The organism is Thermostichus sp. OS-CIW-32, from assembly GCF_054060415.1.
The window spans coordinates 78,940-105,730 of the sequence record NZ_JBSSDD010000005.1; the positions used below are offsets into that span (position 1 = coordinate 78,940).

The 26,791-nt window shown below is 58.3% G+C and carries 21 protein-coding genes; 3 read left to right on the forward strand and 18 right to left on the reverse strand.

Annotated elements, in window-relative coordinates:
* Positions 1-98 precede the first annotated feature (98 nt).
* The 3 genes from ACVWY8_RS07800 to ACVWY8_RS07810 form a co-directional block, all read right to left on the reverse strand.
* On the reverse strand, positions 99-2,807 hold the full coding sequence (locus ACVWY8_RS07800; protein WP_457396970.1) for an ExeM/NucH family extracellular endonuclease: 2,709 nt from the start codon (positions 2,805-2,807) through the stop codon (positions 99-101).
* A gap of 166 nt (positions 2,808-2,973) precedes the next feature.
* Positions 2,974-4,440: a hypothetical protein gene (locus ACVWY8_RS07805; protein WP_011434306.1), complete on the reverse strand. Its 1,467-nt coding sequence runs from the start codon at positions 4,438-4,440 to the stop codon at positions 2,974-2,976.
* 235 nt (positions 4,441-4,675) lie between these two features.
* Complete coding sequence (locus ACVWY8_RS07810) at positions 4,676-6,010, reverse strand: hypothetical protein (RefSeq protein ID WP_457394111.1); 1,335 nt, start codon at positions 6,008-6,010, stop codon at positions 4,676-4,678.
* A 169-nt stretch (positions 6,011-6,179) separates the two neighbouring features.
* Between ACVWY8_RS07810 and ACVWY8_RS07815 the strand changes: the two genes are divergently transcribed.
* Entirely contained in the window at positions 6,180-7,631 is a 1,452-nt protein-coding gene (locus tag ACVWY8_RS07815; RefSeq protein ID WP_457394114.1) for a BCD family MFS transporter, read from the forward strand.
* Here the strand turns inward: ACVWY8_RS07815 and ACVWY8_RS07820 are convergent.
* From ACVWY8_RS07820 to ACVWY8_RS07835, 4 genes are all read right to left on the reverse strand, one after another.
* Positions 7,628-7,981: a DUF6464 family protein gene (locus ACVWY8_RS07820; RefSeq protein ID WP_414349734.1), complete on the reverse strand. Its 354-nt coding sequence runs from the start codon at positions 7,979-7,981 to the stop codon at positions 7,628-7,630. The genes ACVWY8_RS07815 and ACVWY8_RS07820 overlap by 4 nt on opposite strands.
* 267 nt (positions 7,982-8,248) lie before the next feature.
* Positions 8,249-9,751 (reverse strand): DUF697 domain-containing protein, encoded by a 1,503-nt coding sequence (locus ACVWY8_RS07825; RefSeq protein WP_457394117.1) that lies wholly within the window; start codon positions 9,749-9,751, stop codon positions 8,249-8,251.
* A gap of 190 nt (positions 9,752-9,941) precedes the next feature.
* On the reverse strand, positions 9,942-10,121 hold the full coding sequence (locus tag ACVWY8_RS07830) for a hypothetical protein (protein ID WP_414349732.1): 180 nt from the start codon (positions 10,119-10,121) through the stop codon (positions 9,942-9,944).
* 121 nt (positions 10,122-10,242) lie between these two features.
* Complete coding sequence (locus ACVWY8_RS07835) at positions 10,243-10,512, reverse strand: fasciclin domain-containing protein (protein ID WP_457394119.1); 270 nt, start codon at positions 10,510-10,512, stop codon at positions 10,243-10,245.
* Here ACVWY8_RS07835 and ACVWY8_RS07840 point away from each other — a divergent pair.
* Positions 10,483-12,258 (forward strand): phospholipase D-like domain-containing protein, encoded by a 1,776-nt coding sequence (locus tag ACVWY8_RS07840; protein ID WP_457394122.1) that lies wholly within the window; start codon positions 10,483-10,485, stop codon positions 12,256-12,258. The genes ACVWY8_RS07835 and ACVWY8_RS07840 overlap by 30 nt on opposite strands.
* Before the next feature lie 295 nt (positions 12,259-12,553).
* Here ACVWY8_RS07840 and ACVWY8_RS07845 read toward each other — a convergent pair whose 3' ends face one another.
* Positions 12,554-13,531: an acetyl-CoA carboxylase carboxyltransferase subunit alpha gene (locus ACVWY8_RS07845; protein WP_414341981.1), complete on the reverse strand. Its 978-nt coding sequence runs from the start codon at positions 13,529-13,531 to the stop codon at positions 12,554-12,556.
* Positions 13,532-13,667: 136 nt separating this feature from the next.
* Here ACVWY8_RS07845 and ACVWY8_RS07850 point away from each other — a divergent pair, with 136 nt between their 5' ends.
* Positions 13,668-14,219 (forward strand): hypothetical protein, encoded by a 552-nt coding sequence (locus ACVWY8_RS07850; RefSeq protein WP_457394124.1) that lies wholly within the window; start codon positions 13,668-13,670, stop codon positions 14,217-14,219.
* Here ACVWY8_RS07850 and ACVWY8_RS07855 read toward each other — a convergent pair.
* The 10 genes from ACVWY8_RS07855 to ACVWY8_RS07900 all read right to left on the reverse strand — a co-directional run bounded on the left by ACVWY8_RS07855 (position 14,195) and on the right by ACVWY8_RS07900 (position 26,758).
* On the reverse strand, positions 14,195-14,677 hold the full coding sequence (locus tag ACVWY8_RS07855) for a hypothetical protein (protein WP_011434295.1): 483 nt from the start codon (positions 14,675-14,677) through the stop codon (positions 14,195-14,197). The two genes, ACVWY8_RS07850 and ACVWY8_RS07855, sit on opposite strands and share 25 nt — an antisense overlap.
* A 3-nt stretch (positions 14,678-14,680) precedes the next feature.
* On the reverse strand, positions 14,681-17,452 hold the full coding sequence (locus ACVWY8_RS07860) for a hybrid sensor histidine kinase/response regulator (protein ID WP_457394127.1): 2,772 nt from the start codon (positions 17,450-17,452) through the stop codon (positions 14,681-14,683).
* A 1-nt stretch (position 17,453) separates the two neighbouring features.
* Positions 17,454-19,691, reverse strand: coding sequence for a methyl-accepting chemotaxis protein (locus ACVWY8_RS07865; RefSeq protein WP_414402785.1), 2,238 nt, complete (start codon positions 19,689-19,691; stop codon positions 17,454-17,456).
* 48 nt (positions 19,692-19,739) lie between these two features.
* Positions 19,740-20,288, reverse strand: coding sequence for a chemotaxis protein CheW (locus tag ACVWY8_RS07870; protein ID WP_457396973.1), 549 nt, complete (start codon positions 20,286-20,288; stop codon positions 19,740-19,742).
* 107 nt (positions 20,289-20,395) lie between these two features.
* Positions 20,396-20,770, reverse strand: a complete 375-nt coding sequence (locus ACVWY8_RS07875) for a response regulator (protein ID WP_011434291.1) — start codon at positions 20,768-20,770, stop codon at positions 20,396-20,398.
* A 47-nt stretch (positions 20,771-20,817) separates the two neighbouring features.
* Positions 20,818-22,062: a response regulator gene (locus tag ACVWY8_RS07880; protein WP_011434290.1), complete on the reverse strand. Its 1,245-nt coding sequence runs from the start codon at positions 22,060-22,062 to the stop codon at positions 20,818-20,820.
* Positions 22,063-22,448: 386 nt separating this feature from the next.
* Positions 22,449-22,946, reverse strand: a complete 498-nt coding sequence (locus tag ACVWY8_RS07885; RefSeq protein ID WP_011434289.1) for a bis(5'-nucleosyl)-tetraphosphatase — start codon at positions 22,944-22,946, stop codon at positions 22,449-22,451.
* A 7-nt stretch (positions 22,947-22,953) separates the two neighbouring features.
* Positions 22,954-24,189, reverse strand: coding sequence for a hypothetical protein (locus ACVWY8_RS07890; RefSeq protein ID WP_457394130.1), 1,236 nt, complete (start codon positions 24,187-24,189; stop codon positions 22,954-22,956).
* Positions 24,190-24,318: 129 nt separating this feature from the next.
* Positions 24,319-24,507 (reverse strand): hypothetical protein, encoded by a 189-nt coding sequence (locus tag ACVWY8_RS07895; protein ID WP_414374286.1) that lies wholly within the window; start codon positions 24,505-24,507, stop codon positions 24,319-24,321.
* 70 nt (positions 24,508-24,577) lie between these two features.
* Positions 24,578-26,758: an argonaute PAZ domain-containing protein gene (locus ACVWY8_RS07900; protein ID WP_457394133.1), complete on the reverse strand. Its 2,181-nt coding sequence runs from the start codon at positions 26,756-26,758 to the stop codon at positions 24,578-24,580.
* Positions 26,759-26,791: the final 33 nt, after the last annotated feature.

The following is a 26,791-nucleotide window of genomic DNA, read 5'->3' on the forward strand; positions in this document are numbered from 1 at the left end:
CCGGCCAAGACCACATAGGAGAGCGTTACGGCTGAGGAAGCAGATCCACTTTCCCAGCCACTGCCAATCAGACTCAGGTTGGCACTAGGATCCCACACCTAGTTCCCGGAGATGTTGACACTATCCACCCGCCAGCGAGTGGCCGAGCCGGAAGCTGTACCAGAAGAGCGATAGCGGAAGGCAATGTAAACACGGTTGGAAGGCTGGATCCCAGCCAGAGAAATCGGGCCGGAGTCGACGAAGCTGCCCGTAGAGAGAGTGGGAATCGTCAGAGCAGTCCAAGTGGCTGCATTCACTGCCGCTGGAGTGCCTGCACCGCTGTAGTTGGTGGAGTAAAGAACGCTTAGTTGTTGCGAAGGAGGAAGGCCGTTATCGCTAAAAGAACTCTGATTGCGGAAGGTCAGAACTGGGTTGCTGACGGAAGCCAGGTTCAGAGGAGGAGTGATCAGCCAGTCATTACCCGGTTGCTGACCGTTGAAAGCGTTGGCCTCGGCAAGGGAGTTGACACAACGCCAGGAACGACTGGTGTCGCCGTCCACATCCACAATCTGCCAGCCGGCTGGAGCAGGGTTGCAGTTATCAAAGCCTTCAGTCAAAGGCAGGTTAACGGAAGGAGGAGTTGGTGTCGGTGTGGGCGTCGGCGTCGGTGTGGGCGTCGGTGTCGGTGTGGGCGTCGGCGTCGGTGTGGGCGTCGGTGTCGGTGTGGGCGTCGGTGTCGGTGTGGGCGTCGGCGTCGGTGTTGGGGCCGGAGTCAGGTTCAAGCCAACGAGCACCGGATCGTGGTCGGAAGAGCGGAAGGGATCGCTGGCGTAGAAGAGGCTCTGCTGAGAGGGACTCTTGAAGCTCAGGGTGTAGTCCAAGCTCACGGGCTCATCAGCGTTGATGTGCCACTTAGCTGAGCCTGTAACTTGGGGTCTCAGACTGCTGTTGGCCAGGGCATGATCCAGAGATCCCCACTGTCCTTGGAAGCTAAAGGAGTAGCTGTTGGAGCCATTGAGGTTGATGAACCCGCCCGCCTCCAGAGTTTTGATCGGATCCTCCATAGCGTAGGAGTTGAGATCCCCCATAATCAACACATCCGGATCGGTGGAGCCAGTTGGATTGGTGGCGAGCCAGCTCAAGAGTTGCTGAGCGGCCCGGGTGCGGTTGCCGTTGCAATTGCCTTGGAAGGGATCGTTGTCAATAGGATCGCAGGGAGAAACCTTGGACTTGAAGTGGTTGACCACAACAGTGAAGGTGGCGTTGTTGCTCCGCTGCCGGAAGGTTACAGCCAGAGGAGGACGATGGAAGCGTCCGGGGCCTTGGGTGAATTCCCCTGTGTCCAGGAAGGCCGGGTTAGTGCCGGGGGCAATTTCAACCGTAGCTGGCTTGTAGATAAAGCCGTTGGTGATGGCATCGCCGCCCAGGTTGGGCACTCCAACATTCACAAAGGCGTAGGTTCCTGCCCCCATGACCTGGTTGAGCCCGTTCACCAAATCCTGAATGGAACTATTCGAACCGTATCCATCGTTTTCTAACTCGTTGAGGCCTACGATATCGGCATCCATGCGGCGAATAGCCTCGATGAGCTTATCCCGCTGGCGGGTGAACTCGGTGGCGTTGCTGGCTCCCCGACAGGAGGAGTTATTGGGGAAGCAGGCGTTGCCGAAGGTGTTGAAGTAGTTGAACAGGTTAAAGCTAGCTACCCTCAGGGAGCCCCCTACTGAGGGTGGGTTTTGCGGGTGAGGGTTGGTGGGTGTAAACCTGGGCAAGTTGTTGGGATCATTGGGGTGGATACGGTAGTCGATGGTCGCATCCACATCGCCACTGACATTCCGGCCTCGCAACTGGGTCATGATCCCGGTGATGTTGCTGACGCGATCGCCGCCGCGCACAGTGTTAGCCGCGCTCAGGCCACCCGGAGTGGGGTAGATAACCGGATCTGGGTTTTGGGTGAGCAGCCGGTCATCAATGCGAATCCGCTTTCGGTCGTTTTCCGCTTGAATGGCAGCTGCCTGGCTGGGAGCCGCAATTTGCGTAGGAGTGAACAACCGCTCTGTGGCCACACTCAGCTCCCCGTGGCGTCCCAGCAAGAAGGAGTCGGTTACAAACAGGGGCTGATTTCCAAATGTGACCAGCATTCCTTCCAGAGCTTCCCTTTGCTCCGCAGTCAGCGGTAGAGAGATCTGCACTGGGGCCGGCAACGGATTGTCAGAGCTACAGACAGTAAAGCTGGTGACGTTGGAGAGCTGGGTTTGCTGGCGGAACTCAGCAACCGTTCCGGTCACCTGAACCCTATCCCCAAGCCTGACGTTATTAGCTGTGCCACTGAAAACGAAGATGCCATCTGATGTGGCGGGATTCCCGTCACCATCATCTTGTAGGTAGTAGCCCTGGAGATAGGTTTGGCCAGCCACCCCCTCATTTTCAAAGTCTCCTACTACGATTCCAGAAACCGTGACTGTTTGGTTCACCAGGGGGGAAGTGAAGCCAGTGCCCTGGACAGTGCCAACTGGGATCAGGTTGGCGTTGGGATCACAGCCTCCCGGCGTGGGCGTCGGTGTTGGCGTGGCTGTGGGTGTTGAAGTCGGGGTCGGTGTGGGCGTCGGTGTTGGCGTGGCTGTGGGTGTTGAAGTCGGGGTCGGTGTGGGCGTCGGTGTTGGCGTGGCTGTGGGTGTTGAAGTCGGGGTCGGTGTGGGCACAGGTGTAAGTATTGGCAAAAGAGTTCTTCTGGAGCCGTACCCTTGCAGAGAAACCAAAAGCACCAAACCAAAAACTAGCACCGCAATTGATTGGGCAACACGACGCGAAGTAACCCTAGACCACATCTGCTTCACTCCTCCCGAAACTTCAAAGGATCCCGTATTTTTACCGTCTATATGGATACCATCTTCAGGAAGGAATTAAAGGGGCAGTTAAGGTACGCTTAAGAAGACAAGAAGTTACCCCCGCCTGAGTCAAAACTCAGGGGAGAACATGGGCAGGCTTTTTCCCCTAATCCCCCAATTCGGGATCCGGTCGTACCCGCACCCCCATCTGGCGCAGCAGGCGTAAAGAGTTTTCTGGCCCATCGATCATCTGCTGCTCGTTGATCCAGTAGGTGGCAATGCCCAGGTCTTCTAGAAATCGCACATAGGGATCCGGCGGTGGCCCATCGAAAACGGCGGCCTTCTGAACGGAAAAGCCCTGCTCGATCCAAGGGCCAAGGGCAAAGCGCTCGTAGTAGAGCAACTGTCCCACCACTTCCTGCAAAGCCTCTGCCGCATCCTTGTGGTGCAGGAGCTTCACTTCGGCCAAAAGCAGATGCCCGTCCGCCACGGCCAAAAAGTCAAAGGTATGCTGATCCTCCCGGACTTCCAATCCTGCCAGGCGGAACCAGCGGCGAAACTGGTGCAAGATCTCGTTGTGGCGCTCGCTGCGCTCCAACTGACGTCGACGGCGGCGTTCTGCCATCAGCGGGTCTGTCCCGGCGCTGTGAGGGATCCCACTGCTGCGGAACTGGGGCGGCTCATCGGGATCCAAAACCACCTTGCCCCCAGCAGGTTGATGCAGGAGGGGCGGCATCTGGGGCAAGAGTTCTGTGGATCCCCACTCCACCTCTGGCTGCTGAGCCCAGGTAAGCAGGTGTCGATTCAAGGGGTGCTCAGGGTGGGTGTCGAACAACAGGCGCAGTTGAGACTGGCTAAACTGAAAATCCAGACGAAATTGCTCGATGGAGAGGCTGCTCCGCCCCTTTTGCAAAGTTTCTTGGCCAAAGTAAAGCATCACCAAGAGCGGGTAAATCGGCAGCGGACGATGGGAGGGAATGAGCATCGCCCACATGTCATCCGTCCAGTGGGGGAGCAGGATCTCGGCCTGTTTGCCTTTGCCCACCACCTGCAACATTTTGGGGTGTCCCGGCTGCCAGCCACAGGGGTGATCGTCAAAGCCGCAAGTCTGTCGCCCTTGATCCACGCTCAAGGGGTAGCGCCCGTCATAAAGGCGGAAAGGACAGAGATCCCGGTCTTCGGCCAAAAAGCGCTCGTCCTGCCACAGGTGGGCCGCCAAGGCATGACAGCCGATCCCTTCCTGGCTGTTGCAGGCTTTGAGCCAGCGCCGTTCCGCCAGTTTCCCGCCCACTTTGCTCGGGGCCAGGGGCCGGATCAAACCGTTTTCCCCCTGGTTGAACAGAGGCCACACCAAAGGCTCGCCGGTTTCGGGTAGGGTCGGCAAAAGAGGATGGGTTTTGCTGTAAAACGGGTCGCAAATGCGCTGGGCCACTTGCTGCAAGGGCAGTCCGCGAGGGGATCCCACCCAAGGCAGCAGGGATCCCGATCCGGCCTGAGCACGGTGATATTGGATGGCCAGAGCCACCTCTAGCCCTATGGGACGGAGTTCCGGCGTGAGCTGCCGGTAGCGCTGCAGCAGCCGGGAAGCCTGCACAAACAGGTCGTAGCGCCGAACGGGAACTGCGTCAGCCATAGTGTTGCAGGAAAAGCTCCCCACTGCCTTGGGCAAGAGCTGGCACAGACAAGCACCATGGCCTCAAGAAATGAGACCTTGGCAACTGTCTCTGCAGACCCTGACCTTGCCGAGGATATCGGGCCGACACCCCCTCCTCTTGGCACCAGGTCAGTAGTCAGTGTAGTGGAGAAACCCAGGCGCGAGAAGATGCTGCCCCTCGCTTGCAGGTTGTGGGAAGAATGCGCAGCAGGCCCTAACGCCACGGCCACCCAGGAAAGGGAAAGGGGCGCTCTGTCTCTGCATCGCGGTCGTACTCCGTAGGTCGGCCTGTATCCCCCTGAATCACCAAGCTGCCTACGTAATCGGCCTCTCGGTAGACGCGGGCAATTTGATGGTGGATTTGGGCCATGTCCTCGGCGGAGACCACACCATTGTCGGTGGCTTTGTAGAACTGGACCGTGACCCGAATGGGAAAGCGGGGATCCCGCTCGATGTCCAGGTTGTTGATCTCGGTGAAGGGGCCCTCTACCTCTCCATGTCCGATGACAGCGGCTTCTACATTGCTGAGGCCGGCCAGGTCGGCTGCGGGTCCGAAATTGACAGAGATATCCTCAACTTCCCTTCGCGGCGGCTGCCGCTGCTGGAGAGGTACTTGGATCACCATCACCAGGTTCAGGGCTTCTTCTGCTACTTCCGCCGAATGGGGATCTCTGGGGGTTGGGTTGGCGGCTTGCTCGGCCCGAAAATCGCTGAGGCGCTGCCCGGTGAGGCTGGCCCGTTCACCGTTTTGGTTGAAGAAAAGGCGCTGGCCCCAAATAGCCCCGCCCACCCTATCTACCTTATCTTCAGTGCGGTTCTCGATCACCGTAATGCTGGTGCCCTCGCGGGTGGCCAAGATTGCCAGCACGGCTGGGTTACCGGGATAGGATTGGTAGTTGAACAACACCGGGTTGAATTGGGCAGAGCCCCCGGCAGGGATAGGCAAAAAGGCAGCTTGGGCGCTCACCAACACATGGCTATCCCGTGGAGCCAGCAGGGAGTTCCGGTTGCCGGCCCAAGAGCCGGGATCATGTAAGTAGCGGCGCAGATTCCCCAGCAGCTCTCGCAGCGACACGGGTTGCAGGGGTTTTCCTTTTTCGTTGCCCACCAGCACCTGTAGGCTATCGAGGGGCAGGTCGGCAGACAGATCGGCAAAGTTGGGGTAGCGGATCACCGGCATCAAGCTCAGCTCGTAGTGACCCGTTCTGGGGTTGAGCTGTTGTACCTGGATGGTCATGTCGCTGATGTTGGGGCCAAGGGCAGATCCCTTGTGGCGTCCGGTATCTTCCCAGGTGATGTTGACGATATCCAGCCCATACTGCTTTGCCAAGGCTCGCGCTTGCGGATCCCAGGTCATGGAGATCGTCCGGTCGATGACCTGCCTGTAGGCCAAGTATTCCGCCCACTCTGAAGGCGAGGGGGAAGAAAGGGACTGGTGGAGGGGAAAATCCATAGGGGTTGCCTGAGAAGTAGACACCATCGGCGGAGCGGCCAGGGAAATGCCCACCCAGCTCAGTGAACTCAGCAGCCAGGGGATGGGGGCGCGCATAGCAATATTCCTGAGGATTGGAAATTGGGGGACTATACCCTGACAATAGCTCCCAAAAGGGGAGAGGACGTGGCGGTTTCGCTTTTGGCAACCCCATGCTTTTGCCGGGATCCCAAGCCACCTGGGCTACGATAAAAAGCTGTAGCACCCTTTCGAAATATTCCAGATCATGGCCAGTATTCGCCGGGATCCCGAGGTCAACGCTTCTGTAACTTCAACTTCTCCAGAGCCTCAGGCGCAGGTTCAGCCCTTGCCGCTGCATGTTATGTTCCGCCTGGGCCTGTTTCAAATGGGCTTGGGAATGATGTCGCTGCTCACTCTGGGAGTGCTGAACCGCGTCATGATCGACACGGATCTGCTGGCCATCCCGGCAACGGTGGTGGGGGGATCCCTGGCCATGCACCAGTTGGTCTCCCCGGCTCGGGTTTGGTTTGGGCAGCTCTCGGATGCCAAGCCCCTGTTTGGCCTGCATCGCACCGGCTATGTGCGTCTGGGATCGGTGCTGTTTGCGGTCTGCATCTTCCTGGGGGTGCAGGTGGTGTGGGGTTTGGGGGATAGCTTTGCGGCTACGGGCTGGTCTGGAGCCACCTATGGCTGGATAGGCTTGGCCTGTTTGATGTTTGCCCTTTATGGTCTCTGCCTCAGCGCCTGCTCCACACCTTTTGCGGCTCTGCTGGTGGATGTGTCAGAGGAGGACAACCGCTCTAAGTTGGTGGGGATCGTCTGGTCTATGTTGATGGTGGGGATTGCCGGCGGGGCCATTGGCTCGGCAGTTCTGCTGCGGGGCTTGGATCCGGACAACCTGCAGAGCACCATTAATCGCCTCTTCATCATCATTCCAGCCGTGGTGATCCTGCTGGGGGTGATCGCCACCTGGGGAGTGGAAAAGCGCTATTCCCGCTACGGATCCCGTTCCACCTTGGCCGGACGAGAAGACCAAATCACCCTGGGTACGGCCATCAAGGTGCTGACCGCCAGCCGCCAAACTCTGATCTTTTTCGGCTTCTTGGTGTTGATGACCATGGGCCTGTTTATCCAACAGCCGATCCTAGAACCCTATGGCGGCGAGGTGTTTGGCATGACGGTGGCCCAGAGCACCCAACTCAATGCCTTTTGGAGTTTGGGCATTTTGGTGGGGATTGTGCTGACCGGATTTTTCATTGTGCCCAAGCTGGGCAAACAGACAACGGCTCGTCTGGGCTGCCTGCTGGTGGCCATCTCTTTTGGGCTGACCATTGCCTCAGGGTTTACAGGCAATCCACGGCTGTTGCAACTGTGCATGATCCTGTTTGGTTTGGCTTCTGGGATCACCACCAATGGCGCCATTAGCCTCATGTTGGACTTGACGGCAGCGGAGACGGCAGGCACCTTTATCGGGGCTTGGGGTCTGGCCCAGGCCATGTCCCAGGCGGTTTCCACCTTGCTCGGCGGGGCTTTGCTCGATCTGGGGCGCATTCTCTTCCCCACTTCTTCAGTGCTTGCCTATGCCACCGTCTTTGGGGTGGAGGCAGCGGTGATGTTGCTGGCCGTGTATTTGCTGGGACGGGTGAGCGTGGCCGAGTTTCGCGAAAAGACCAACCGTGCGCTGACCCAGGTGTTGGCTCTGGAGCTGGAGGGCTAGCAACGCGGGGCCGACTCGTAGTGGGGGCAGCCCTGACAGGGCCCGCTGGGGTTGACGGCACAACGCAGCAAGGGCGAGTGAGCATTAAACCGACACGAGGGATCCCCCAGGAACCTTCCCACTTCCTGAGGTGGGGTGACCGAACGCACCAGGGCGCGGATCCCACACAGGTGGTATTTGCCTTGCCGGAGCCGGTAGGAATGACGCTTTTCCAGAACCAGGTAGTGCTGCTCTGCCAGTTGGACGTAGGTGCCCGGATGGGGACTGCTCTCCCAAGGGCATTCTTCCACCACCTCTCCCGAATCCGCGTCGATCCACTGAATGGGCAAGGTCGGGTTGATGGAAGACATAAGGCGCAAACGGAGCCAGTTTAGGGCAGCAGACTACAAAATGATGGACTGGGCTTGACTTGTGATTAACAAATTGTGCAACTTTTTCCGGCAACACTGAGTATGGCTGGTACAAATGTTCTCTCTTGTGTGACCTGGAGCCTGCTAATCTACAGAACTTCTACAAAGTTAAGTTAGAAAAAGCTGTACTCAGTGTAATGGATTTTCCGCAGCGGGCGGAGAACGGGATAGGTTGGGCCTGTGGCGGCGAAAAGACGGATGCTTGGACTAGCTGTTGGAATGGGCTTGGCGGGCCAGTTGGGTGAGAAAGGCCAGAGGATGACGGTTTTGGAGCTGCTGCCTAATCCGCTCTTGCAGGATTTCCTCTTGCCAGGGATCCCCAGAGGACAGCCACTCTAGGTAACTGAGCCCCGCCACCCGTGTCAGATAGGCCCCCGTCACTGCCTGCAGGGGGATCCCCATCACCATCAAGGGGCTGGCCTTGAGCAGAGAGCCCAAAGCCTGAGTAGCCAGCTCCAGCCCCCCCAGTTGCACCACCATTTGCGCCAAACTCTGGGCAATTTGCTGGGCCCGGCGCAAGGTAATGCGTCGGTCAAACACCTGGTGCAGTTCCCCAATCATGCGCGCCTGAATGGCTACTCCTGCCAGCACATCCAAAGCAGGAAGAGGGTTTGCCGCCAGGGCAGCAGCGGTGGCCCACTGCATCCGTTCCACGATCTGGCGACCCTGTTGGCGACGTTCTTCTTGGAGGGCCTGCTGGACGGCTTCGCTGAGAGTTCGGGTTTGCAACAAGGCATTGGCCAAGCGCAGGTGGGATCCCTTCTGCTGCAGCAGGTGAGCCATTTGTTGAATGAGGGCCTCTGTCTCGGGGGGCTGCGGCTCCCAAGTTTCCCGCACAGAGCCATCTTCGGAGTAGTAGCGAACCTTCAGGGGTTCTGGATCGGCGGCGATGGCCACCACCTGTTCGGCGGGGATCACACCGGCAGTGCGTCGGCGCAAATGGGCCAAGATGGTCTCCACATCCTCCGGCAGCATCTGATCGGTTTTGTTGAGGGCCAGGATGGTGGATTTGCCCAGCCGGGCCAGCTCCAGCATTTCGGCATATTCCGAAGCCAGCAGATCCCCGGCCACCACCAAGATCAGCAGATCGGCTTTCTGGGCTAAGGCGCGGGCTTCCGCTTCCCCTGCCCCTCCAATCGTCAGCAGCCCAGGTGTGTCGGTGAGGGAAATGGGGCTGTTCAAGCCCTCCAATTGGTAGGTGTGGATGGATCCCTGCTGGGTGGTGCCCAGGGTGGGGGCTGTTTCGCCCACTGGTCGGCCCATCAAGGCATTGATCAACGAGGTCTTGCCGGCGGAACTGGTGCCGAACACCACCAGATGCAATTCCTCCTGGTTAAGCCGCTGATCGATCTCTTGTAGCTTGGCACGCAGGGCACGGCGACTGATGTCATTCTGCAGCTTCTGGATCAGGCGATCGGCATCTTCCAGATCGGCTTGCACCTGATTCCGAGTTAACTTAACCCGCCGCAGCGGTTGTGTCCGCTGGTTTGGAGTACTTTGCCGTCGGCCAGCCTGCTGCCACCAATGGCGCGCTGCCAGACCTGCTGCTGCTGTCCCTCCCAGGATCCCGGCCACTGCCAGATCCGCCAGCGGCAACGAATGGGGGGCGATAAAGCTATAGATCCCGCTAACCCATTGCAGATATTGGCTCAGGGCCGCCAAACCCAGCCCTGCCCACAACCACACCCAAGTGGAGCGCGACAGCACCATCCCAACCCACAGCCTGCCCAAATCTTCAAATCAAGCAACCCAAAATTGCTGAGCCATCCGAGTCGCTTCTCCAGCATAGGGCTTGCTGTAGCTGAGCATACAGTTTTGTCGAGAGCTTTTTTGTCGAGAGCTTTGCTGAGAAGTAGCTGAGCAAGAGACCAGAGAAGGGAGCAGGAAGTCAAAAGCGCCCTCAGCTCAACCGGCCCAATGAGCCAGGGATCCCCTCTCCCAAAATCGCCGGCGGCTCCAGCGGTGCCGGCAAAAACTCGCCCCCGCGATAATCCAACAGCTGTGCCAGCAGCAAGTAGCCCACCCCCAGAGCAATGGCCAGGATCCCTGTAACGATTGCTACCCACTTAGGCCGCTCCACGCTGAATCTCCCCAATAAAGTGCTGGATCTCGATGCTTCTATGATGCCCGAAGTGGTGGCCCAATTCCTAACGCGGCGGGATCAAGACTGCATCGATGACGTGGATGATGCCGTTAGAGGCTTAAATGTCTGCCACAACTACCTTGGCGTTGTTGATGCGGATCTGTCCTCCCTCGAGGGTGACCGTCACCGGGGATCCCTGTAAGGTCGCCACCTGCTGGCCGGCTCTGAGGGCGTCGGAAGGGGCCAAACCGGGAACCACGTGATAGGTGAGAATACCCCCCAGAGACACCTTGCCCCAGAAGTGGCTGCCGTAAAGTTCGGTATCCTGGGGGTGTGATTGCTGGAGAGGAGAAAGGCCATGAACGGGATCCCGTCGTGGCTGCGGCAACTCCGCCGCTGGCTGCCCTGGGCTGCTCTGCTTCTCATTCTGGTCTTGATCGGCTACTGGGTGGGTCCTCGGGCCAGACCCTACCCCCAAGAGCCGGAGCTGCCCACCCTGGCCCCTCTGCCGCAGCACCCCCGCATCCGGGTGGTGTTCAACCAAAGCCGCGAGAGCACCTATCGGGATCCCTATCGCCAGATCCGCCGCTATGGCTACAACCTGGAAGAGTTCATCATTTCCCAGATTCGCTCCGCTCGGCAGTCGGTGGATATTGCCGTGCAGGAGCTGAACCTACCCCTGATTGCCCAGGCTCTGGTGGAGCGGCGGCAGGCGGGGATCCCTGTGCGTTTTATTACTGAAAACACCTACGTGCGAGCCTGGCACCAGCTCACCCCTGCCGAAGTGCGGGCGCTGGACGAGCGCAGCCGTCGCAAGTTCGAGGAGTACCGCAACCTGGTGGATGTGAACCGCGATGGACGGTTTTCTCCCGAGGAGATTGCCAGCCGAGATGTGTACGCCTTGCTGGATGGGGGGCGGGTGCCCTGGCTGGATGATACCGCCGATGGCTCCAAGGGCAGCGGCCTGATGCACCACAAATTTGTGGTGATCGACGGGCAGAAAGTCTTGACCGGCTCGGCCAATTTCACGCTCTCTGATATTCACGGGGACTTTGATGCGCCTGGCAGTGTCGGCAATGCCAATCACCTGCTGCTGCTGGATAGCCCCGAGCTGGCCCGCCTCTACACCGAGGAATTTGATCTCATGTGGGGCGATGGTCCTGGCGGCCTGCCCGATAGCCGCTTCGGCGTGCAGAAGCTCAAGCGTCCCCTGGAAACGGTGTACCTTGACGATGCTATTGTGGGGGTTCACTTTTCTCCTGCCAGCCGCTCCCTGCCCTACGAGGCCACTTCCAACGGCATCATCGCGGCCACCCTGGCCCAAGCGCAGCAGCAGGTGGATCTGGCCCTGTTCGTCTTTACGGATCCGGGCATTGCCAACCAACTCAGGCAACTGCGCCAGGAGCGCAACGTGCTGATCCGCGGCGTGTTCGATCCCGGCTTTGCCTTTCGCGACTACAGCCGCACCCTGGAGATGTGGGGGCTGCTGCTCCCGGACGAAAAGTGCCAGGTGGAGGCGGCGCGCCTGCCCTGGACGCTGCCGGCCCAGTCTGTAGGCATACCCAACCTCGCCCCCGGCGATAAGCTGCACCATAAGTTTGCCATCATCGATCCCGGCACTCCTCAGGCCACGGTGATCACCGGATCCAACAACTGGTCGGTCTCGGCCAACCACCTCAACGACGAAAACTTCCTGATCATCCGCAATGGCCGAGTGGTGGATCACTTTGTGCGGGAGTTCGACCGGCTGATGGCCGAGGCCCGTTTTGGCCCCAGCCGCCGCCTGCAACAGCAGGCAGAAGAGGCGTCCCGTCGCTGCCCCAACCCCGTCCCCGTTGCCGCTTCCTTGCCTGAACCGGAGCCGGAGCTGCTGGAAGTCGAGGTCGTTCTTCCTCCTGAGGCGGGATCCCCTTCCCCGTCGGTTGCTTTTCCGGTGGCGTCTCCTGGGGGATCCCCTCGCGTTAACCTGAATACGGCCACGGCGGCGGAGCTGGAACAGTTGCCCGGCATTGGCCCCGCCCTGGCGCAGCGCATTATCGAGGCCCGCCCCTTCTCCTCTTTGGAGGATCTGCAACGGGTCAATGGCATTGGCCCAGCCCGGATTGAGCAACTGCGGGATCGGGTAACCTGGTAGGAGTTAGCCCCCTCTTGGTCAGGTTGAGGGCGCGGAGTGCTTTCGGAAGTTCATCCCAGAGCAGCTCCTAAAGGGCCTCTCCCCTCGAATAAACCCCAAATTAAACCCCAAATATAGTCATTTCAGTTCAAACCAGGACACTGCACCCACGCCTAAAATGTTGGTCGCATCGGCGTTGCAGAGCAATAATGCAGGGGGCCAAAAGGCTTTTCAAGGACTCCGTCCCGCTGGCGCGATCAATGGCCCAGGTGTCTCACCCTAATCTGAAACGACTATAAATCAGGGATGCATAAGTCTATTCAGAAAGCTCCAGAAACGCTCCCATGCGGCGAAACTTTTGGTAGCGCTCCTCGCGCAATTCTCGCCCGCTCAGGCTAGAAAGTTCCTTGAGATGCCTGAGAAGAGCCTCTTTGAGGGTTTGAGCAGCTTCCAAGGGCGCGCGGTGGGCGCCGCCAACCGGCTCTGGCAGGATCTCGTCGATCACCTCCAGTTGCAGCAGGTCTTGGGCGGTAATGCGCAGGGCTGCCGCCGCTTGGGGAGCCTTCTTGGCATCCTTCCAGAGAATAGCCGCGCAGCCTTCCGGCGAGATCACGGAGTAGACGGCGTGCTCGAACATCAGGATGCGGTTGCCCACCCCAATGGCCAAGGCTCCGCCCGATCCCCCTTCGCCGATGACAGTGCAGATGATGGGGATCTCCAGCCGGAAAAGGGTCTGCAGGTTGGTGGCAATGGCCTCTCCTTGGCCCTCGGCTTCCGCCTTAACGCCTGGGTAAGCCCCCGGCGTATCGATGAAGGTGAGCAGGGGCAGGCCGAAGCGGTGGGCATGTTCCATCAGCCGCAGGGCTTTGCGGTAGCCGGCGGGATTGGGCATCCCAAAGTTGCGGTGGATGTTGTCTTTGGTGTCGCGACCCTTTTGGTGGCCCAGGATCATCACCGGCTGCTCCCCTAGCTTGGCCAACCCGCCCACAATGGCTGGATCGTCCTGGCCGTGGCGATCCCCGTGTAGCTCAAACCAGTCGTCACAGATGGTCTGTACGTAATCCAGGGTGGTGGGGCGGCGGGGGTGACGGGCCACTTGGAGCCGTTCTACCGGCGTGAGCTGGCTGAAGATCTCACGGCGCAGCTCTTCGGCTTTGGCTTCCAATTGGCGAATCTGCTCAGAGGCATCGATGTCGTTTTCTTCTGCCAAGGCCCGAATTTCCTGAATCCGTTGTTCTAGGGCGGCAACAGGCTGCTCAAACTCCAGCAGTAGGCGGTCGGTGGACTTGGTCATGACCGGTTGGCTAAATTTCGGGAGCGTGCTGTGACCGGCAGAGGCTGCACAGATTTCGGGGTCAGGCTTTGATCTTCTCACATGTAGATCCCGTAGGCTAGAGGGAGCAATCCCCCTACTGCCCAAGAGGGATCCCTTGTCTGCTTCTGTCTCTTCTCCCCCTTCATCCCTTCCCCCCTGGCTGCGCTGGGGGGTGGTGGGATCCGTCGTCTTGGCTATCGGGGTGGGAGCCTTTTGGCAATACGGGCGGCCTGAGCGACAAATCCGCGTCCACACGGAGAGATTGCTGCGGGCGGTGGAGCAGCGCAACTGGGATCAGGTGGAGATGTTGGTATCTGAGGCCTATAGCGATGGTTGGGGCCTGAACAAGCAGCGGGCGCTGGCCTACAGCCGCGAGATCTTCGGCCAATTTTTTCGCTTGCGCCTCCAACCCCAAGCGCTGCAGGTGCAGCTCGACCTAGGGGATCCCAGTCGCCAAGGACGGGCCACCCTCTGGTTTGTTATCGAGGGCTCCGGCGGCCCCTTGGCCAACCTGACGCGAGATCAGGTGAATGCGCTGGAGCAACCCTTCCAATTGAATTGGCAGCGACGGGGTGGGGAGCCCTTTCGCTGGGAGCTAACCCGCGTGGAGAATCCAGAGCTGCAACTGCCCCTTCTCCCTTCTCAAGAACAGGCAGGCCAGAGATGAGGGTCGAACACCAACAGGGGGAGCTGACCTTCAACTGGCGGGATCCACTGCACAATACCCCTTTGGCGGGCCTGAGCTGCATAGCGGCTGGGGAGAGGCTGCAACTGGGAAGAGGGCAGACGGCGCAGGAGGGGCTGAGTGGGAATGGGCAGAGCCCCTGTTTCTGGGTTGTCGATCTGGTCGGACAATCCGTCCTCAGAACTGCCTGGCTGCAACAGAATAACCCCTTCCGGTTGAAAAGGGATCCCTCGGCCCAGCAACAAACGACCGGTATCCAAAAGCTGGGGGCCGCCCTCCTGAGCAAGCTGAAACTCTGCCCAGCTAAAAACTCGCCGCGCCCGATCAACAGGGAGGCCGAAGCAGTAGGAGCCCAGTTGGAAAGTAATCAAGGTCTGCCGGTTTCTCAGTTGTTCTTGCCGAGCCAGACGACGCAGGCGCAGAGGGGAAAGCAGGGGCATGGACTACCTCGCCATCAAAACGCCGGTGGAAGGTGCCGAAGAGGCTGGTTGCAGCAGTTGCCGCAGCTTTTGGATCAGCTCCTGTTCCTGGAAGGGCTTGGAGAGGTAGGCGCTGGCTCCCAGCCGCTGGGCCAGTTGGCGGTGTTTCTCGCCACTGCGGGAGGTGAGCATGACCACGGGAAGCTGGTTATACAGGGGGTGGGCACGAATCTGGGCCAGCAAGCCAAAGCCATCCAGCCGCGGCATTTCAATGTCGGTAATCACCGCTCGGATGGGAATTCCTCTCTGCAAGTGCTCGAGGGCCTCTTGTCCGTCGCGAGCCTGTTCAACCCGGAACCCTGCTCTTTCTAGGGTCATGGCCAAGAAGCGGCGCACGTTGACCGAATCTTCCACCACCAGCAGGGTGGGCTGGGCGGCAAACCTGGGCTGGGGAAGGGGATCCCTTGCCGACTGACAGGGCTGATCCCGCTGGGCGAGCAGCCAGCTCAAGAGGGCAGGCGGATCCACGAAAAGAGCGATTCGCCCATCGGCCAAAACCGTACAGCCGGAGAATCCCGACGGCAGAGGCAGACCTCCCTCCACCGGGCGCAGAGTTACCTCTTGCTCCCGCCAAAAGCGATCCACCAACAGGCCATAGGGCCGGTTGTCTTCTACCACCAGCAGCACCACAGGTCGGTCGAGAAGGGGGGTCTCGTCAATTTCCCGGCGAGGCTGCCAGCGCGCGAAGCGAAACCAGTGGCCCACAGGAATTAAAGGGATCTGCTCCCCTTCCCAGAGAAAGGAATCGGCAGGCAACTGCGGGGGGATAAGCAATTCTTCCACTGCGTTGGCCGGAAAAGCCAACATCAACCCCTGGCATTCTGTCAGCAGCACGCGGGTGACGCTCAAAGAAACGGGCAGAGTGAGGGTAAACAGCGTGCCCCGTCCCGGCCAAGATTCCACCTGCACCTGGCCGCCAATTCGTTGCAGGTTGGTGCGTACCACGTCTAGACCCACTCCCCGTCCAGATAGCTCGCTGACTCGCTCGGCGGTGCTGAAGCCCGGCTGGAAGATCAACTCCAGCAGCTCCTGGGAGCTGGCCTCAGCCAGGTCGGCAGCGGAAAACCCTATCTGCAAGGCGCGGGCCCGGATTTTATCCAGACAGATCCCTGCCCCATCGTCTCGCACCGTGATCAGAGTGCGGTTGCCCCGTTGGCTGGCGGCAATTTCGATGAGGCCCTTGGCCGGCTTGCCCTGGGCCAGGCGGGTGTCTGGAGCCTCGATGCCGTGGTCAAAGGCGTTGCGCACCAAGTGCAACAAGGGATCCGCCAAGGCCTCCAAAATCGAGCGCTCGATTAGGGTGGATCCCCCCAAGACCCGCAGCTCCACGGGCTTGCCATGGGCTAAGCTCAGCTCCCGCAGCGCTCTGGGGAAGCGATCCGTCAAATCCGATAGAGGCTGCATGCGCACCTGGTCGAGACGGGTTTGCATTTGCCTGGAGAGGCGGCTGAGCTGGCGGGCGCTGCCTTCGGTCTCCTGCAGGGTGGTGTCGATATCGTGGGTTACCTCATCAATTTGCACAACGGTTTCCATCACCTCTTGGGTCAGCAGGTGCATCTCTCCATAGCGATCCATCTCCAAGAGGTCAAAGGTATCGGCCAAGGTCAGGCCGGGATCCCCTTCTTTTTTCAAGAGCACAGAAGCAGGCACGGTGGCAGCGACGCGGTCGTAGCTGCTGCGCAGGCGGCTGTTGGTTTCTTCTAGAGTGCGAACCCGCCGTTTGAACAAGCTGACCAGCTCCCGCAGCCGTTGCAGGCGACTGTTTAAGCGGTTGCGCTCCCCTATGAGCTCTCCCAACAGCTCCCCCAACTGTTCCAGAGGGCGAGCCGGCACCCGTAGCATCTCGGCAGCGCTTTTGGCCCCGGCTGGAATCGAATCCGGCAGCTCGGTGGCTCCTGCCATTGCAGGGGGAGGGGCTTCTGGCGGGGGGGAAACTGGAGGCTCTGCCGGATCCCAGGAGCTGGGGAGAAGAGCGACCTGACCGACCAGCACCAGGGCCTGCGAGCGTCGCCAAGCTTGTAAAGCCGCCTGAGCAACGGGCAACACCTGCTCCTTGGCATTTGGCGGCAGCGTCTCCAGAGCTTGGACTACTGAGCCGCACAGGGTGGCAAAGGCAGGCAGATCCAACATTTCCCCCAGCGCCCCCAGCTCTTGGGCAGCAATGAGAAACTCCTCCCGCAAACAGGGCTGCTCGGGGTGGGCCAGCACACCTTCCAACCGCTGCAGACAGGCCTCCACCTCGGTTGCAAACAGCAGCACCCGCATATCGCCCCCGGCCTCTGCTGCCAGGACTTGGACGTTGTCCTCAGGCTGCAACTCTCCCAACTGCTCTCGCAATTGATCGAAAAGAGGCTGCACCCGCTCTGCCAGCCAAGATTCGTCCAAAAGCCGTTGCTGGCGGTGCTGCTGGGCTATTTGGCGCATGCAATCCAACGCCGCCAAGAGGTTGCGCTCCACTGCGGGGTCGGCTTTTTGGGGATCCACCTGCAAGATCTTGAAACCATCTTCCAGGCGATGGGCCAAGTCGCTAAGCACCGGAAAGCCCATCATGGCCGCCCCGCCCTTGATGGAATGAGCAGCCCGCAGCAAGCGATCCAAACGGGGGCGATCCAAACTCTGGGATCCCAGGCCCAACACCCCTGCCTCCAGGGTGTCGAGGTAAGCCTGGGCTTCGTCCAAAAACTGCAGCCTAACCTGCCACTCGCGTGGGTCGAGGGAAGTGGGATTCGGCCCCATGCTAAACCGCCTCCCCCACCTTGAAGGTGGACACAGAAGTCTGCAACTGACGGGCAACCGCCACCGTAGCCTGGAGAGAGTTGGCCACCTGCTGCGAGGCTGCCGCCGTCTGGGCGGCAATGTTGGCGATTTGCTGCATCAACTGGCGCACCGTTTGAGATGCATCTGCCTGGGCATCGGTGGAGCGGGCAATGGCCTGAAAGAGCTGGTTCACCTGCCGCGAGACTTCCACAATTTGTCCCAGGCTCTGCTTGGCTGCTTCCACCAAGCGGGTTCCCTCCACCACCTGGCCGGTGCTGGTTTCCATCGCCTGTACCACCTCGCCGGTTTCCCGTTGGATCCCTTCCACAATGCGCTCGATCTCGCGGGTGGCTTCTGCTGACTGGGCCGCCAGTGCCCCGACTTCCTCGGCGACCACCGCAAAACCTCGCCCTTCTTCGCCGGCACGGGCTGCCTCGATACTGGCGTTCACCGCCAAGAGGTTGGTTTTCAGCGCAATCTGGTTGATCAAGGACACCACCTTGGAAATCTGCTGGGAAGATTCCCCCAGCCGCTTCACCTTCTTGGCCGTTTCGGCCACCGTTTCCCGCAGTTGCAGGATGTTTTGCACTGTGCGATCCATAGTCAAGCTGCTGTTGATGGCCGTGGCGGCGGCAGATTCGGCAACGGTGGCGGCCTGTTGGGCTTTATCGGCTACCTCCTCGATTGAGAGCGTCATTTGCTCGACAGAGCGCAAGGTCTCTTCGATTTGGGTGGCCTGTCGGAGAGCGGCTTCGGCCAACTCGCGAATGGCTGCCTCGTCACGACCAATGGATTGGTTGACTTGACCGGCGGCCTGCTGCACTTGAATCACGATGTCGCGCAAGCTCTCGATAATGACGTTGAAAAAGTCCGCCATGATGCCAACTTGTCCGGCTGTTAGCTGCGCCCGCACCGTGAGATCCCCCCGCGAGGCTTCTGTGACCTCGCTGATAAGCTGCAGCAGCTCTCTTTGCAGCGCTTCCGACCGCTCCCGTTCCTGGGCGGCCACGGCTTTTTGCTCCAGCGCCCCCAGGTTACCCAAAGCTTGACCCAGGCGGTTGGCCAGCTCTGCCAAGGTTTTCTGTTCTTCGTCAGACCAGCTCTGGCTTTGGGCGCGGCCTATTGCCAAAAAACCGTAAAGCTCATCGCCACGCACCACCGGCGCTATCATCTCGGCTTTCAGTTGGGCTGTGGCCAGCCTCTGCAGGTAGTCGGCGCCCAGATCTGGCCTAGGCACCGGGCCAAAAGCGTAAACTTGCCCGCCGTGGAGAGCCTGCTGGATCGGAGCCGGGATCCTGCGGAGGAGGGTGCCCAAGGTGTCGGGCAGGCGGCTGTCGTGAGATTCAGCGATAACCTGCGCCTCTTCGGGAGCGGTCAAGCGATAGAAGGCCACTCGTTCGGCACCGAAGCGCTGGCGCATCTCGCCCAACAAGTCAGTTAGGGGATCGATCAGCTCTTGCTCTTGGCGAATCCGGGCAATATCGGCAAACCGCTGGGCCAGTCGGGTGTCGGAAACTTGTCGCTCGTAGGTGGCGTTGCGTTCCCGCACAAAGTTGCGCACCAGGATCAAAATGATCCCCCAGCTCAGCAGCAGAATCGGGAAGCTGATGCCGGAAAAGATCAAAGCCTGCAGCAGATTTTGCTCGTAAAGCTGGACGCTGGCCTGAATGTTGCTGCGAATGGCCTCCAGGGTTTGGTTGATCCCTTCGGCGTAGATGCGCTTTTGCTCTTCGTACTCAGGGCTGTGCAGCAAGTTGAAAGCCCGTTCCTGCTCGCCGGCCCGAATCAGATCAAAAGCCTGCACTTCCCACTCCACCAGCTTGATGTTGGCTGCTGTGGTTTTGGCTGCATAGGCTTCGTAAGAGGCGGGATCCAATTGCTGAATCTCCGCCAGCACCTCATCCAACTGAGGGACATGGATGTTGTAGCGCTCTTCCCAGGACAGATCCCCGCTGGCAGCGGCCATGCGGGCAGACATGGTCAAGACTTCATCCAAATAGATCACCTGATCGCTCAGGTTTTGCAGGGTGAACTGCCGCGAGATCGCCGGCTCGAACTCGAAATAGGTGCGGGCTACGCTGCCGGCAGAGACGGCAAACAGCAGGGAGCTGATGCCCAGAGGAAAACTGATTGCCAGGGCCAGGCGGGATCCCGCGACTTTGCGTTGGGGCCGGGAAGATGGAGCAGGCCTGAGAAAGAGGGGACGGAAGGAAACCATAGAATTTTGCCTTTAAGTGAGGGTAAGTCGGGGAAAAGGTCGCCAAGATCAAGGGTTTGCCGAGGAATCAACTGAGTTGAGCTTTTGGACAATGGCAAGAGGGTCGAGCACCCAGAGAGGCTCATCCCCTTCCAACACCAGCCCTTTGCAAGAGTCGTAGAAGTTCTCCAGTCGAAAGTTGTTTTGTGCTGCCTGGGCTTTTGTTAAGGGTTGGATCTCCTCGGCGGGCACTCGAGCTACTCCTTTCACGTGTTGGGTTGCCAGGCCCAAGCCTGTTCGCACTGGCGATGCAGAGCCCCCAAATTCTGGGCGCATCACCACCAAGTGGTGTTCGGGCTGCCCAAAGTCCAAGGGCTCTAGGCCGAGAAATTGCGGCAGATCCAGTCCCCAGAGAATGCGATTGCGATAGTTGAACAAGCCCAGCACCCATGCGGGCTGGTTGGGGAGAAGGGTAAAGTGGTGCGGGCCAACAATTAGAGCTTCCTGGGCAAATGCCATGGGCAAAAGGGCCCGACAGTCTACCCCCAACTGTAGATGTAAGTACAGCTCGCCGGTACGGGTAGAAGTAGGGTTGTGTGGGGAGAAAGCTACCGCCATTGCCGTTCTCGCTCTGCCAATTCTAAGACATCTCCTAAGAACAATTCGTGATAATCACAGGGATCCTAACTGGAGGCGCAGCTCAGCAAGGACAGGAGTGGCAAAAATCATGAGCTCGGGCTGAGCACTACTGATTTCACGGCCCGCAAAATGTCTTCGCGGGTAAAAGGCTTGGTCAGATAAAGATCGATCCCTTGCTTCATGCCCCAGAGTTTGTCCAGCTCTTGATTTTTAGAAGTGCAGGCCACAACGGGCAACTTTTGGGTTTCCGGGTTTTTCTTGATTTGGCGGCACAATTCCAGCCCGCTCATGCCTTCCATGACCAAGTCCGTCAGCACCACATCGGGTTTGTCGTTGCGGATCTGCTGCAATGCCTCTTGGGCGTTGGCCACCGCTACCACCTGATAGCCTTCTGAGCGGAGGTAATCGCTGATGAGCTGTCGCTCCGAGGCCACATCTTCCACCACAAGAACTTTCACCATGATCGACATCTCCTTACCTCTTTTTCGACGAACCTTTAGAGGGATCCCTAGCTGAGATAGCGAAACACCATCTGCAGCAATTCTTCCTGCCGAAAGGGCTTGGTCAGGTAATCGGTGGCACCGGCCAGGCGCGCCTTCACCCGATCGATCAGACCTTTGTGGCCTGTGACCATCACCACCGGCACATCCTTTAACACGGAGGATTTGCGGATGAGGCTGCACAATTGGTAGCCATCCACGTTGGGCATACCCACGTCCAGCAGGATCAAATCTGGCTTGAGGGTGGTCAGCTTCATCAGGGCTTTCAAAGAGTCGCTGATGGTGTGAATGACCAGGTTGTGCCCTTCCAACAACCGCTGCAACTCGCTGAGCATGGCTTCGCTGTCGTCAATACAGGCCACAATCCAGGTTTTCGAGGCTTGGGGAGATGGGCCTAGATCTGCAAGCCCGTTGGCCAGGTGAAGAGGGACGGTGGGAGTTTCTGAGGGCTGTGATTCTGTCTCAAGCTTGGCCGAGTAGGTTTTGGGCAGCCGATCAAAGGGGGGCTGGGGATCCCGCAGGACAAGGATACCGGCTTTGACCAGAGGATGTAGGCGGCGAGCGATCTGGAGGTCGTCTTGATCGAGAAGGGCGCTCAACTGGCGGAAGCTAAACCCCTTCAGTAACCGGCCTAGCCGTTCCTGTTGCTCGGCGGGAAGGCGTTCTGCCTGGGCCCGGCTGGCAAAGTAGGGCCGTTGGTAGGGGGAGGTGATCTCAGGCCCCAAAGATTGCCATGCCCGTAGCCGCTTTTGGATCAGGTCGAGCAGGGATCCCCCATCCCACTGGCCCAGGGTGGGCACGTTGTCCAGTGGGATGATCTCCTGCTGAAAGCCCCCTGGAACCAGCAACAGATTTTGCAGCACCTCCTCGCCGATCCAAGCATTCAACCTGCGCGCAGCTTCCCAAGGCAGCAGTTGCTCCGTTACCATCCAACTCAGCCCCAGAAGGTCTGCAGGTAGAGGCCCAGTCTCCTGAGCCAATAGCGCCTCCACCTGCCGATGGATGCGTAGGCAATTTTGGCGAGTCAGAGAAAAGACTTGATGGCTGAGCCGACGCAGGTGGCGATCCAAGCGCTCCAAGGGCTCCAAGCTGTGGTGAGCAAACCCCAGGCGACCTTGGTGAAACACCAATGACCAAGTGCCCAGCCCCTCCCCTTTGTCCAAGGCACTGAAATACCGAACAACTCCTGTGAAGCTGACCTCTGCGTTCAGCAGATGGGCCGAGACTTCTGTACAGACGGGGGGACGGTTCATGGGTCGAGAGGACGTGCTCGGAACAATTTCCTGCGCTGAGGTTGATGACACGACTGAAGTCTTAGCTACCCCACAAGCCGGTGAAAAAATGCTTTCCAGAATACAGTTCAAGCCCAGCCCTGACCCAGACGAGATCTTTAGATGAGCCAAGCCCAACAAGACGGCCAAGGCTGCACGAACTCAAAGGCAGTTTCAGCGTTCAATCCGTATTCAGAAAAACTCTCCTCCTGGGGAGATCGATGACTATTGCTCATCAGCCAATCTCTAAAGGTGAAGGCTAGCTCTCAGATTGTCTGCTGGCTTTCTTACTCGGGAACTTCCCACGGAAAGCCTGCAAGACAAGATAAAGGTAACCCCGATAAACCTCTTCCGTAAAAATACGGAACTTAGGTCTTCTCCAATTTCCAAAGCTGCTCCAGGTGGGCTTGGCAGCGGCGCAGCAGTTGCCGACTTTCTTCAAAGCTGATCTGCTCCAAGGCTTCGGGGTAGGAGCACCAGCGGTAGGCGGCCACCTCCTCCGGTTGCACCTGCAGGGCCGGAGGAGGAAATTGGGGCGGCAACAAGGCCACGTAGTAGGTAACGGTTTTGGCCACTCGGTTCCCCTCGGGATCCGTAAAGGTGTAGGCTTCCTGCAGCGTCAAAGGGTCAGACTGGCCGGGCAGGGTCAGAAGCTGGTAGTCGGTCAAGCCGGTTTCCTCTCGCAATTCTCGCTGCGCCGCCTCCAGGTCGCTTTCGGAGCTATCCTTGTGCCCTTTTGGGAAAGCCCAATGCCCCTTCTGGTGCTGGATGAGCAGATACAAATGCGAAGAGCCGGGTCCGGGAGCTTCCTGGGCGGGTGGGTGGGGCAGGATGGGGATCACCCCATAGGCAGCATCTATCAGCATTGGGGAACTAATCTCCGAAGAGTCTGATGGCTGGCGGCCTGGGAGCGAAGACCTCGTTGGGATCCACCTGCGGGCGCTCTACCCCCTGCAGGGGCGAGAGGGGGCGACCGGTGTCGAATTGGAAGAGATAGATGGGCAACTGGCCATTCCCCAGAGGCAAAAGAGCTAAAGTATCGATTTGGGTCAGGGCGTTGCGGCTGGTGGGTCGGGTTAGGTTGAAAGCAACGATTCGGTCTTCCAAGGAATTGTCCGGGCTGGAGCGCCGGCCCAGGCCAATGCTGAACTGCTGGTTGCCCTGCTCATCCACTCCCAAGGCCCGCACATCTCCCAACTCCGCTTGAGGAGCGCTCCCCGGCAGGCCGGCTACCACCGGCGGCGCATCCACCGGCGGCTGCGAAGGCAAAAAGCGCAACTGCGTCCCTTCTGGCAAAATGCGGTAGTCCTGGTAGTCATGCTGGATGGACAGGGATCCCCTGAACACGCGGCGGTTCAGGCCCTCCAGGGTCCAAAAGCCATAGCCCAAATTGATGCGGGTGCTCTCCGGCAGCCAGTAGCGCTCCCCTCCCTCGGGAGCTGGCACCGCCGTAAACCCCATCAGGACATAGGCCTGCCCCCACACCCCCGACAAAAACAGCAACACCTGCCGCGGCAGCCCCGACTCCGGATCCAGCCACAGCTCCCGCACCTGGCCCTCTTGGAGAGGCTCTAAACGCAGATGCTGGACAGGGGATCCCGCCAAATCCACCCGTTCTGAGGAGAGGACGCGGTAGCGGCTGGGATCCGCCTTCAAGTAAAAGCTCACCGAGGGCAAGAGGGCTTCCGGTCGGCTCACATACACCGAGTACAGCTGCAGCAGATCCGACTGGTTCACCACTTCCAATTGGCGCGAATCCAAGAGGCGGATGCGATCCCCTTCGGCTACCCAAGCCTGCCAACTGCCGTCGCGGCGGTAGAGCACATCCAACGTGGCTGTGAAGGTTTGGGATCCCTCCACCCGCACCTGCTGGCGATATTGCAAGTTGGGCAAAGGGGGCAATTGCTCTAGAGCGGCGTTGTAGCGCTCCAGCCAAGCTTGGGGATCCTGCTTAGGGCTGGCAAGAGAAGAGGGAGCCGATTGGGCCACGGCTGGATCCCCTGACGGCAGACCGACCAGTCCCGTTGCCAGGAACACCACCCCGCCGAGATAGCCCCAGCCTCGAAGGGATCCCTGCCGCTTCCTAAATTGGGAGGGTTCAGGGAACATCAGCTCACCTCGCAACACCGCTCTTGCTGCCCTTCTTGTCGCTGCTTGTGCCCGGATCAGAGCGCTTCCCACACCTGAGAGAAAGCGTTCGGAAGGGATCCCTACTCTCTGCCCGCCGATTGAGTACGCCTATTCAATGGAAATGGATTGGGGGCCGTCGGAGCGACCGGAAGGCGGGGGCTCCTCCACCCTCAGCCCCTGGGACTCCAGCCAACTGCGCAAGGGATCCTGCTTCACATCCAAACGCAGCAGGCCGCTGAGAAAACCGCCACAGAACGGAACAGGATTGCTCAGAAAGGTCTTCCAGACCTCATTCATCTCCATAGCCGCAACACCAACCACCCCCCCAATCCTAGCAAGGCCGGCAGGTGGGGATCCCCTCCCTTGGCTAGACGGCAATCAACTTCTCTCGGTTTATGTTCTGCAGCACACTAAAAATGCTGTTGCCAATGCGCTGGAACTCTTTACTGCTTTTGTCGGCAAAGTGCAACACCCAAGGAAGCCTACAGGCTTGAAAACCACTGGCGGGATGAAGCTGGGAGAGATGGTAAGTTTGTATAGCCAGAACTTCCAAAGGAGTGTTGCCGTGTTCATGGACAACTCGCAGCGGTCTTGCGCTGCCAATTGGCACCGAGGACTTCTTAATGGGCTGGCTTGTTACGAGCATAAATGACCTTCGTTCATGGTCAAAAATGACAGTGCCCATTGCAGCGTCTCTGTAGCTTCCTTTTTCCTCTCTTCCCATTCTGACTGTGCCACTTTTGCGCACTCCGACAATATCTACAGCAATTCCTTTTTTCTCCAGTTCCTCGATCGTCTTGTCAAACTCACCTCTTTGAACTAGGCCATCTCTCATCAGGAGAACCTTTTTAGGATAGCGCTTCAATTTTTTGTAGAACCCGTTGACAAGCTTGGACACAGTTTGATAAATTGCCTCGCCAGAAAAGGTTTCTCCCGTTTGTACATCAGGCAGCTCCCATCCTAAGCTCTGACCATTAGCTAGCACAGCAAAAGCGGCAGCTCCATAATAAAGTTGTCGGTTAGTTCCCACATCAAAGCCAATAGTTAGCTCAGAGCATTCAGGATGGTCGAGAGGTTCAAGCAATACGGGTTGCCACGCTGCTTTGCATAAAAGACCTAGGACAACATTGATGGCTTTGTATTTGCAGGAGTCAGCTTCAGGAGTCATAAACTGGGTTGCTATCCCTGTACGTAGGGCCTGGGTGCGAATCTCTCTCTTGAGTTTATCCGGTGACCAGGGCATAACAACCAAGACTGTTTTAATTCCTTTTTCAGCCCAGCTCTCCCAAAATCTCTGCCGGTCAAGGTCGCTTTCGGGCAAGTCTTGCTGAGTGGCATAGAAATCTATTTCAACCCTGACTCCGCTCTTCTCAGCCACCTCAAGCAGACACTTATGTACTTCGCTAGGATATTCTCGTCTATTATCACCAAGGTTTAGACATCCAAACCTGGTCTCACCTACTTTTGCGCATCCTTTGTACCTAACTCTGGCTGGGTTCTCGATTGCTTGATTGTTGCGACCCAGTAGTCTTGGCCTTGGCAGGATATAGCCCTCTATTTTCAGAGGCTGAATTCTCTCTTGGGCAATGGGAGATTTGTAGATTCTTCTTATGATAGTCTCTGCAACTTTTTTAGACCCTTGAAGTCTATATTCTAAACTTTTTCTAAAATGCTCGATGACCGAAGCACTGACTTTTTTACCAGGATTTCTAGCATCTTCTATGCTGGCCAGCATCTCCAAAGTTAAGACAGGCGATAGCCTTCGAGACAGATGGGGAAAACACCCTCGACCTGAAGATACTTCGACTACCCAGGAGCTTTCCACTTCCTCTCTAGGTGCACTGTGCTTCTGCAAATGATACTCCGCTAGACTCATGTTCAGCTCTGGCAATTGAATCTCCCACGGCGACTGTTTGGAAAGGATACCCAGATATTCCCAAGTCTGGCGTTTATCGTATGTATTCTGGACCCACTGGATCGGGACATCTGGATAGTTCTCAAGCCACTCATGCAAGGTCCATGGCGTGTAGAAATGGTACTGAACATCTATCTCTATGTACAGCTCACTGTCCTGGTTGACAACAACATCTATTCTTCTTCCTTCGTGGATTTTCCAACCCTCTCCACAATCAACTTCTTCCTTCTTCCACCAAAGTAAGCTGCCTCCTGATGTTTCAACTTCGGTTTTCCCAGAGTACAAAGATTTGAGACACAGCCGTAGCCTCCTACGCTCAAAGCTTTCGAGGGCATCTTTTTCTTGGACATTGGTGCAGTTTAGAACTCTCTGTCCAATTTCCTCTAGTTCCCCGTCCTTTGTCTTAAGTTTATCGGGGTCAACCTTTTCCCGGGCTATAATGCAGCCCTCTAGAGGAACAGCCACTACACCTAGCTGATTACAAACCCTTGCGAGGGCTTTGTGCTCTTCCCCCGGAGCGGGGAGAGGGTTTGGCTTGCAATGGTATCCGTAGAAGGTGAGATCCTCCTGAGTTAGCCTCTTAACGAAGAAGCGATTAAGAGTAACCTCAACTTTCTTCTGGAGTAAATTCATTGGCAGACTCTAGTTTCAAGTTTCTCTCTAGGA

What these genes read in the sequence shown, in the direction of transcription:
- ACVWY8_RS07800 (WP_457396970.1), bottom strand. Translation starts at nt 2,807, where the DNA reads ATGTGGTCTAGGGTTACTTCGCGTCGTGTTGCCCAATCAATTGCGGTG.
- ACVWY8_RS07805 (WP_011434306.1), bottom strand. Translation starts at nt 4,440, where the DNA reads ATGGCTGACGCAGTTCCCGTTCGGCGCTACGACCTGTTTGTGCAGGCT.
- ACVWY8_RS07810 (WP_457394111.1), bottom strand. Translation starts at nt 6,010, where the DNA reads ATGCGCGCCCCCATCCCCTGGCTGCTGAGTTCACTGAGCTGGGTGGGC.
- ACVWY8_RS07815 (WP_457394114.1), top strand. Translation starts at nt 6,180, where the DNA reads ATGGCCAGTATTCGCCGGGATCCCGAGGTCAACGCTTCTGTAACTTCA.
- ACVWY8_RS07820 (WP_414349734.1), bottom strand. Translation starts at nt 7,981, where the DNA reads ATGTCTTCCATCAACCCGACCTTGCCCATTCAGTGGATCGACGCGGAT.
- ACVWY8_RS07825 (WP_457394117.1), bottom strand. Translation starts at nt 9,751, where the DNA reads ATGGTGCTGTCGCGCTCCACTTGGGTGTGGTTGTGGGCAGGGCTGGGT.
- ACVWY8_RS07840 (WP_457394122.1), top strand. Translation starts at nt 10,483, where the DNA reads ATGAACGGGATCCCGTCGTGGCTGCGGCAACTCCGCCGCTGGCTGCCC.
- ACVWY8_RS07845 (WP_414341981.1), bottom strand. Translation starts at nt 13,531, where the DNA reads ATGACCAAGTCCACCGACCGCCTACTGCTGGAGTTTGAGCAGCCTGTT.
- ACVWY8_RS07855 (WP_011434295.1), bottom strand. Translation starts at nt 14,677, where the DNA reads ATGCCCCTGCTTTCCCCTCTGCGCCTGCGTCGTCTGGCTCGGCAAGAA.
- ACVWY8_RS07860 (WP_457394127.1), bottom strand. Translation starts at nt 17,452, where the DNA reads ATGGGGCCGAATCCCACTTCCCTCGACCCACGCGAGTGGCAGGTTAGG.
- ACVWY8_RS07865 (WP_414402785.1), bottom strand. Translation starts at nt 19,691, where the DNA reads ATGGTTTCCTTCCGTCCCCTCTTTCTCAGGCCTGCTCCATCTTCCCGG.
- ACVWY8_RS07870 (WP_457396973.1), bottom strand. Translation starts at nt 20,288, where the DNA reads ATGGCGGTAGCTTTCTCCCCACACAACCCTACTTCTACCCGTACCGGC.
- ACVWY8_RS07875 (WP_011434291.1), bottom strand. Translation starts at nt 20,770, where the DNA reads ATGGTGAAAGTTCTTGTGGTGGAAGATGTGGCCTCGGAGCGACAGCTC.
- ACVWY8_RS07880 (WP_011434290.1), bottom strand. Translation starts at nt 22,062, where the DNA reads ATGAACCGTCCCCCCGTCTGTACAGAAGTCTCGGCCCATCTGCTGAAC.
- ACVWY8_RS07885 (WP_011434289.1), bottom strand. Translation starts at nt 22,946, where the DNA reads ATGCTGATAGATGCTGCCTATGGGGTGATCCCCATCCTGCCCCACCCA.
- ACVWY8_RS07890 (WP_457394130.1), bottom strand. Translation starts at nt 24,189, where the DNA reads ATGTTCCCTGAACCCTCCCAATTTAGGAAGCGGCAGGGATCCCTTCGA.
- ACVWY8_RS07895 (WP_414374286.1), bottom strand. Translation starts at nt 24,507, where the DNA reads ATGAATGAGGTCTGGAAGACCTTTCTGAGCAATCCTGTTCCGTTCTGT.
- ACVWY8_RS07900 (WP_457394133.1), bottom strand. Translation starts at nt 26,758, where the DNA reads ATGAATTTACTCCAGAAGAAAGTTGAGGTTACTCTTAATCGCTTCTTC.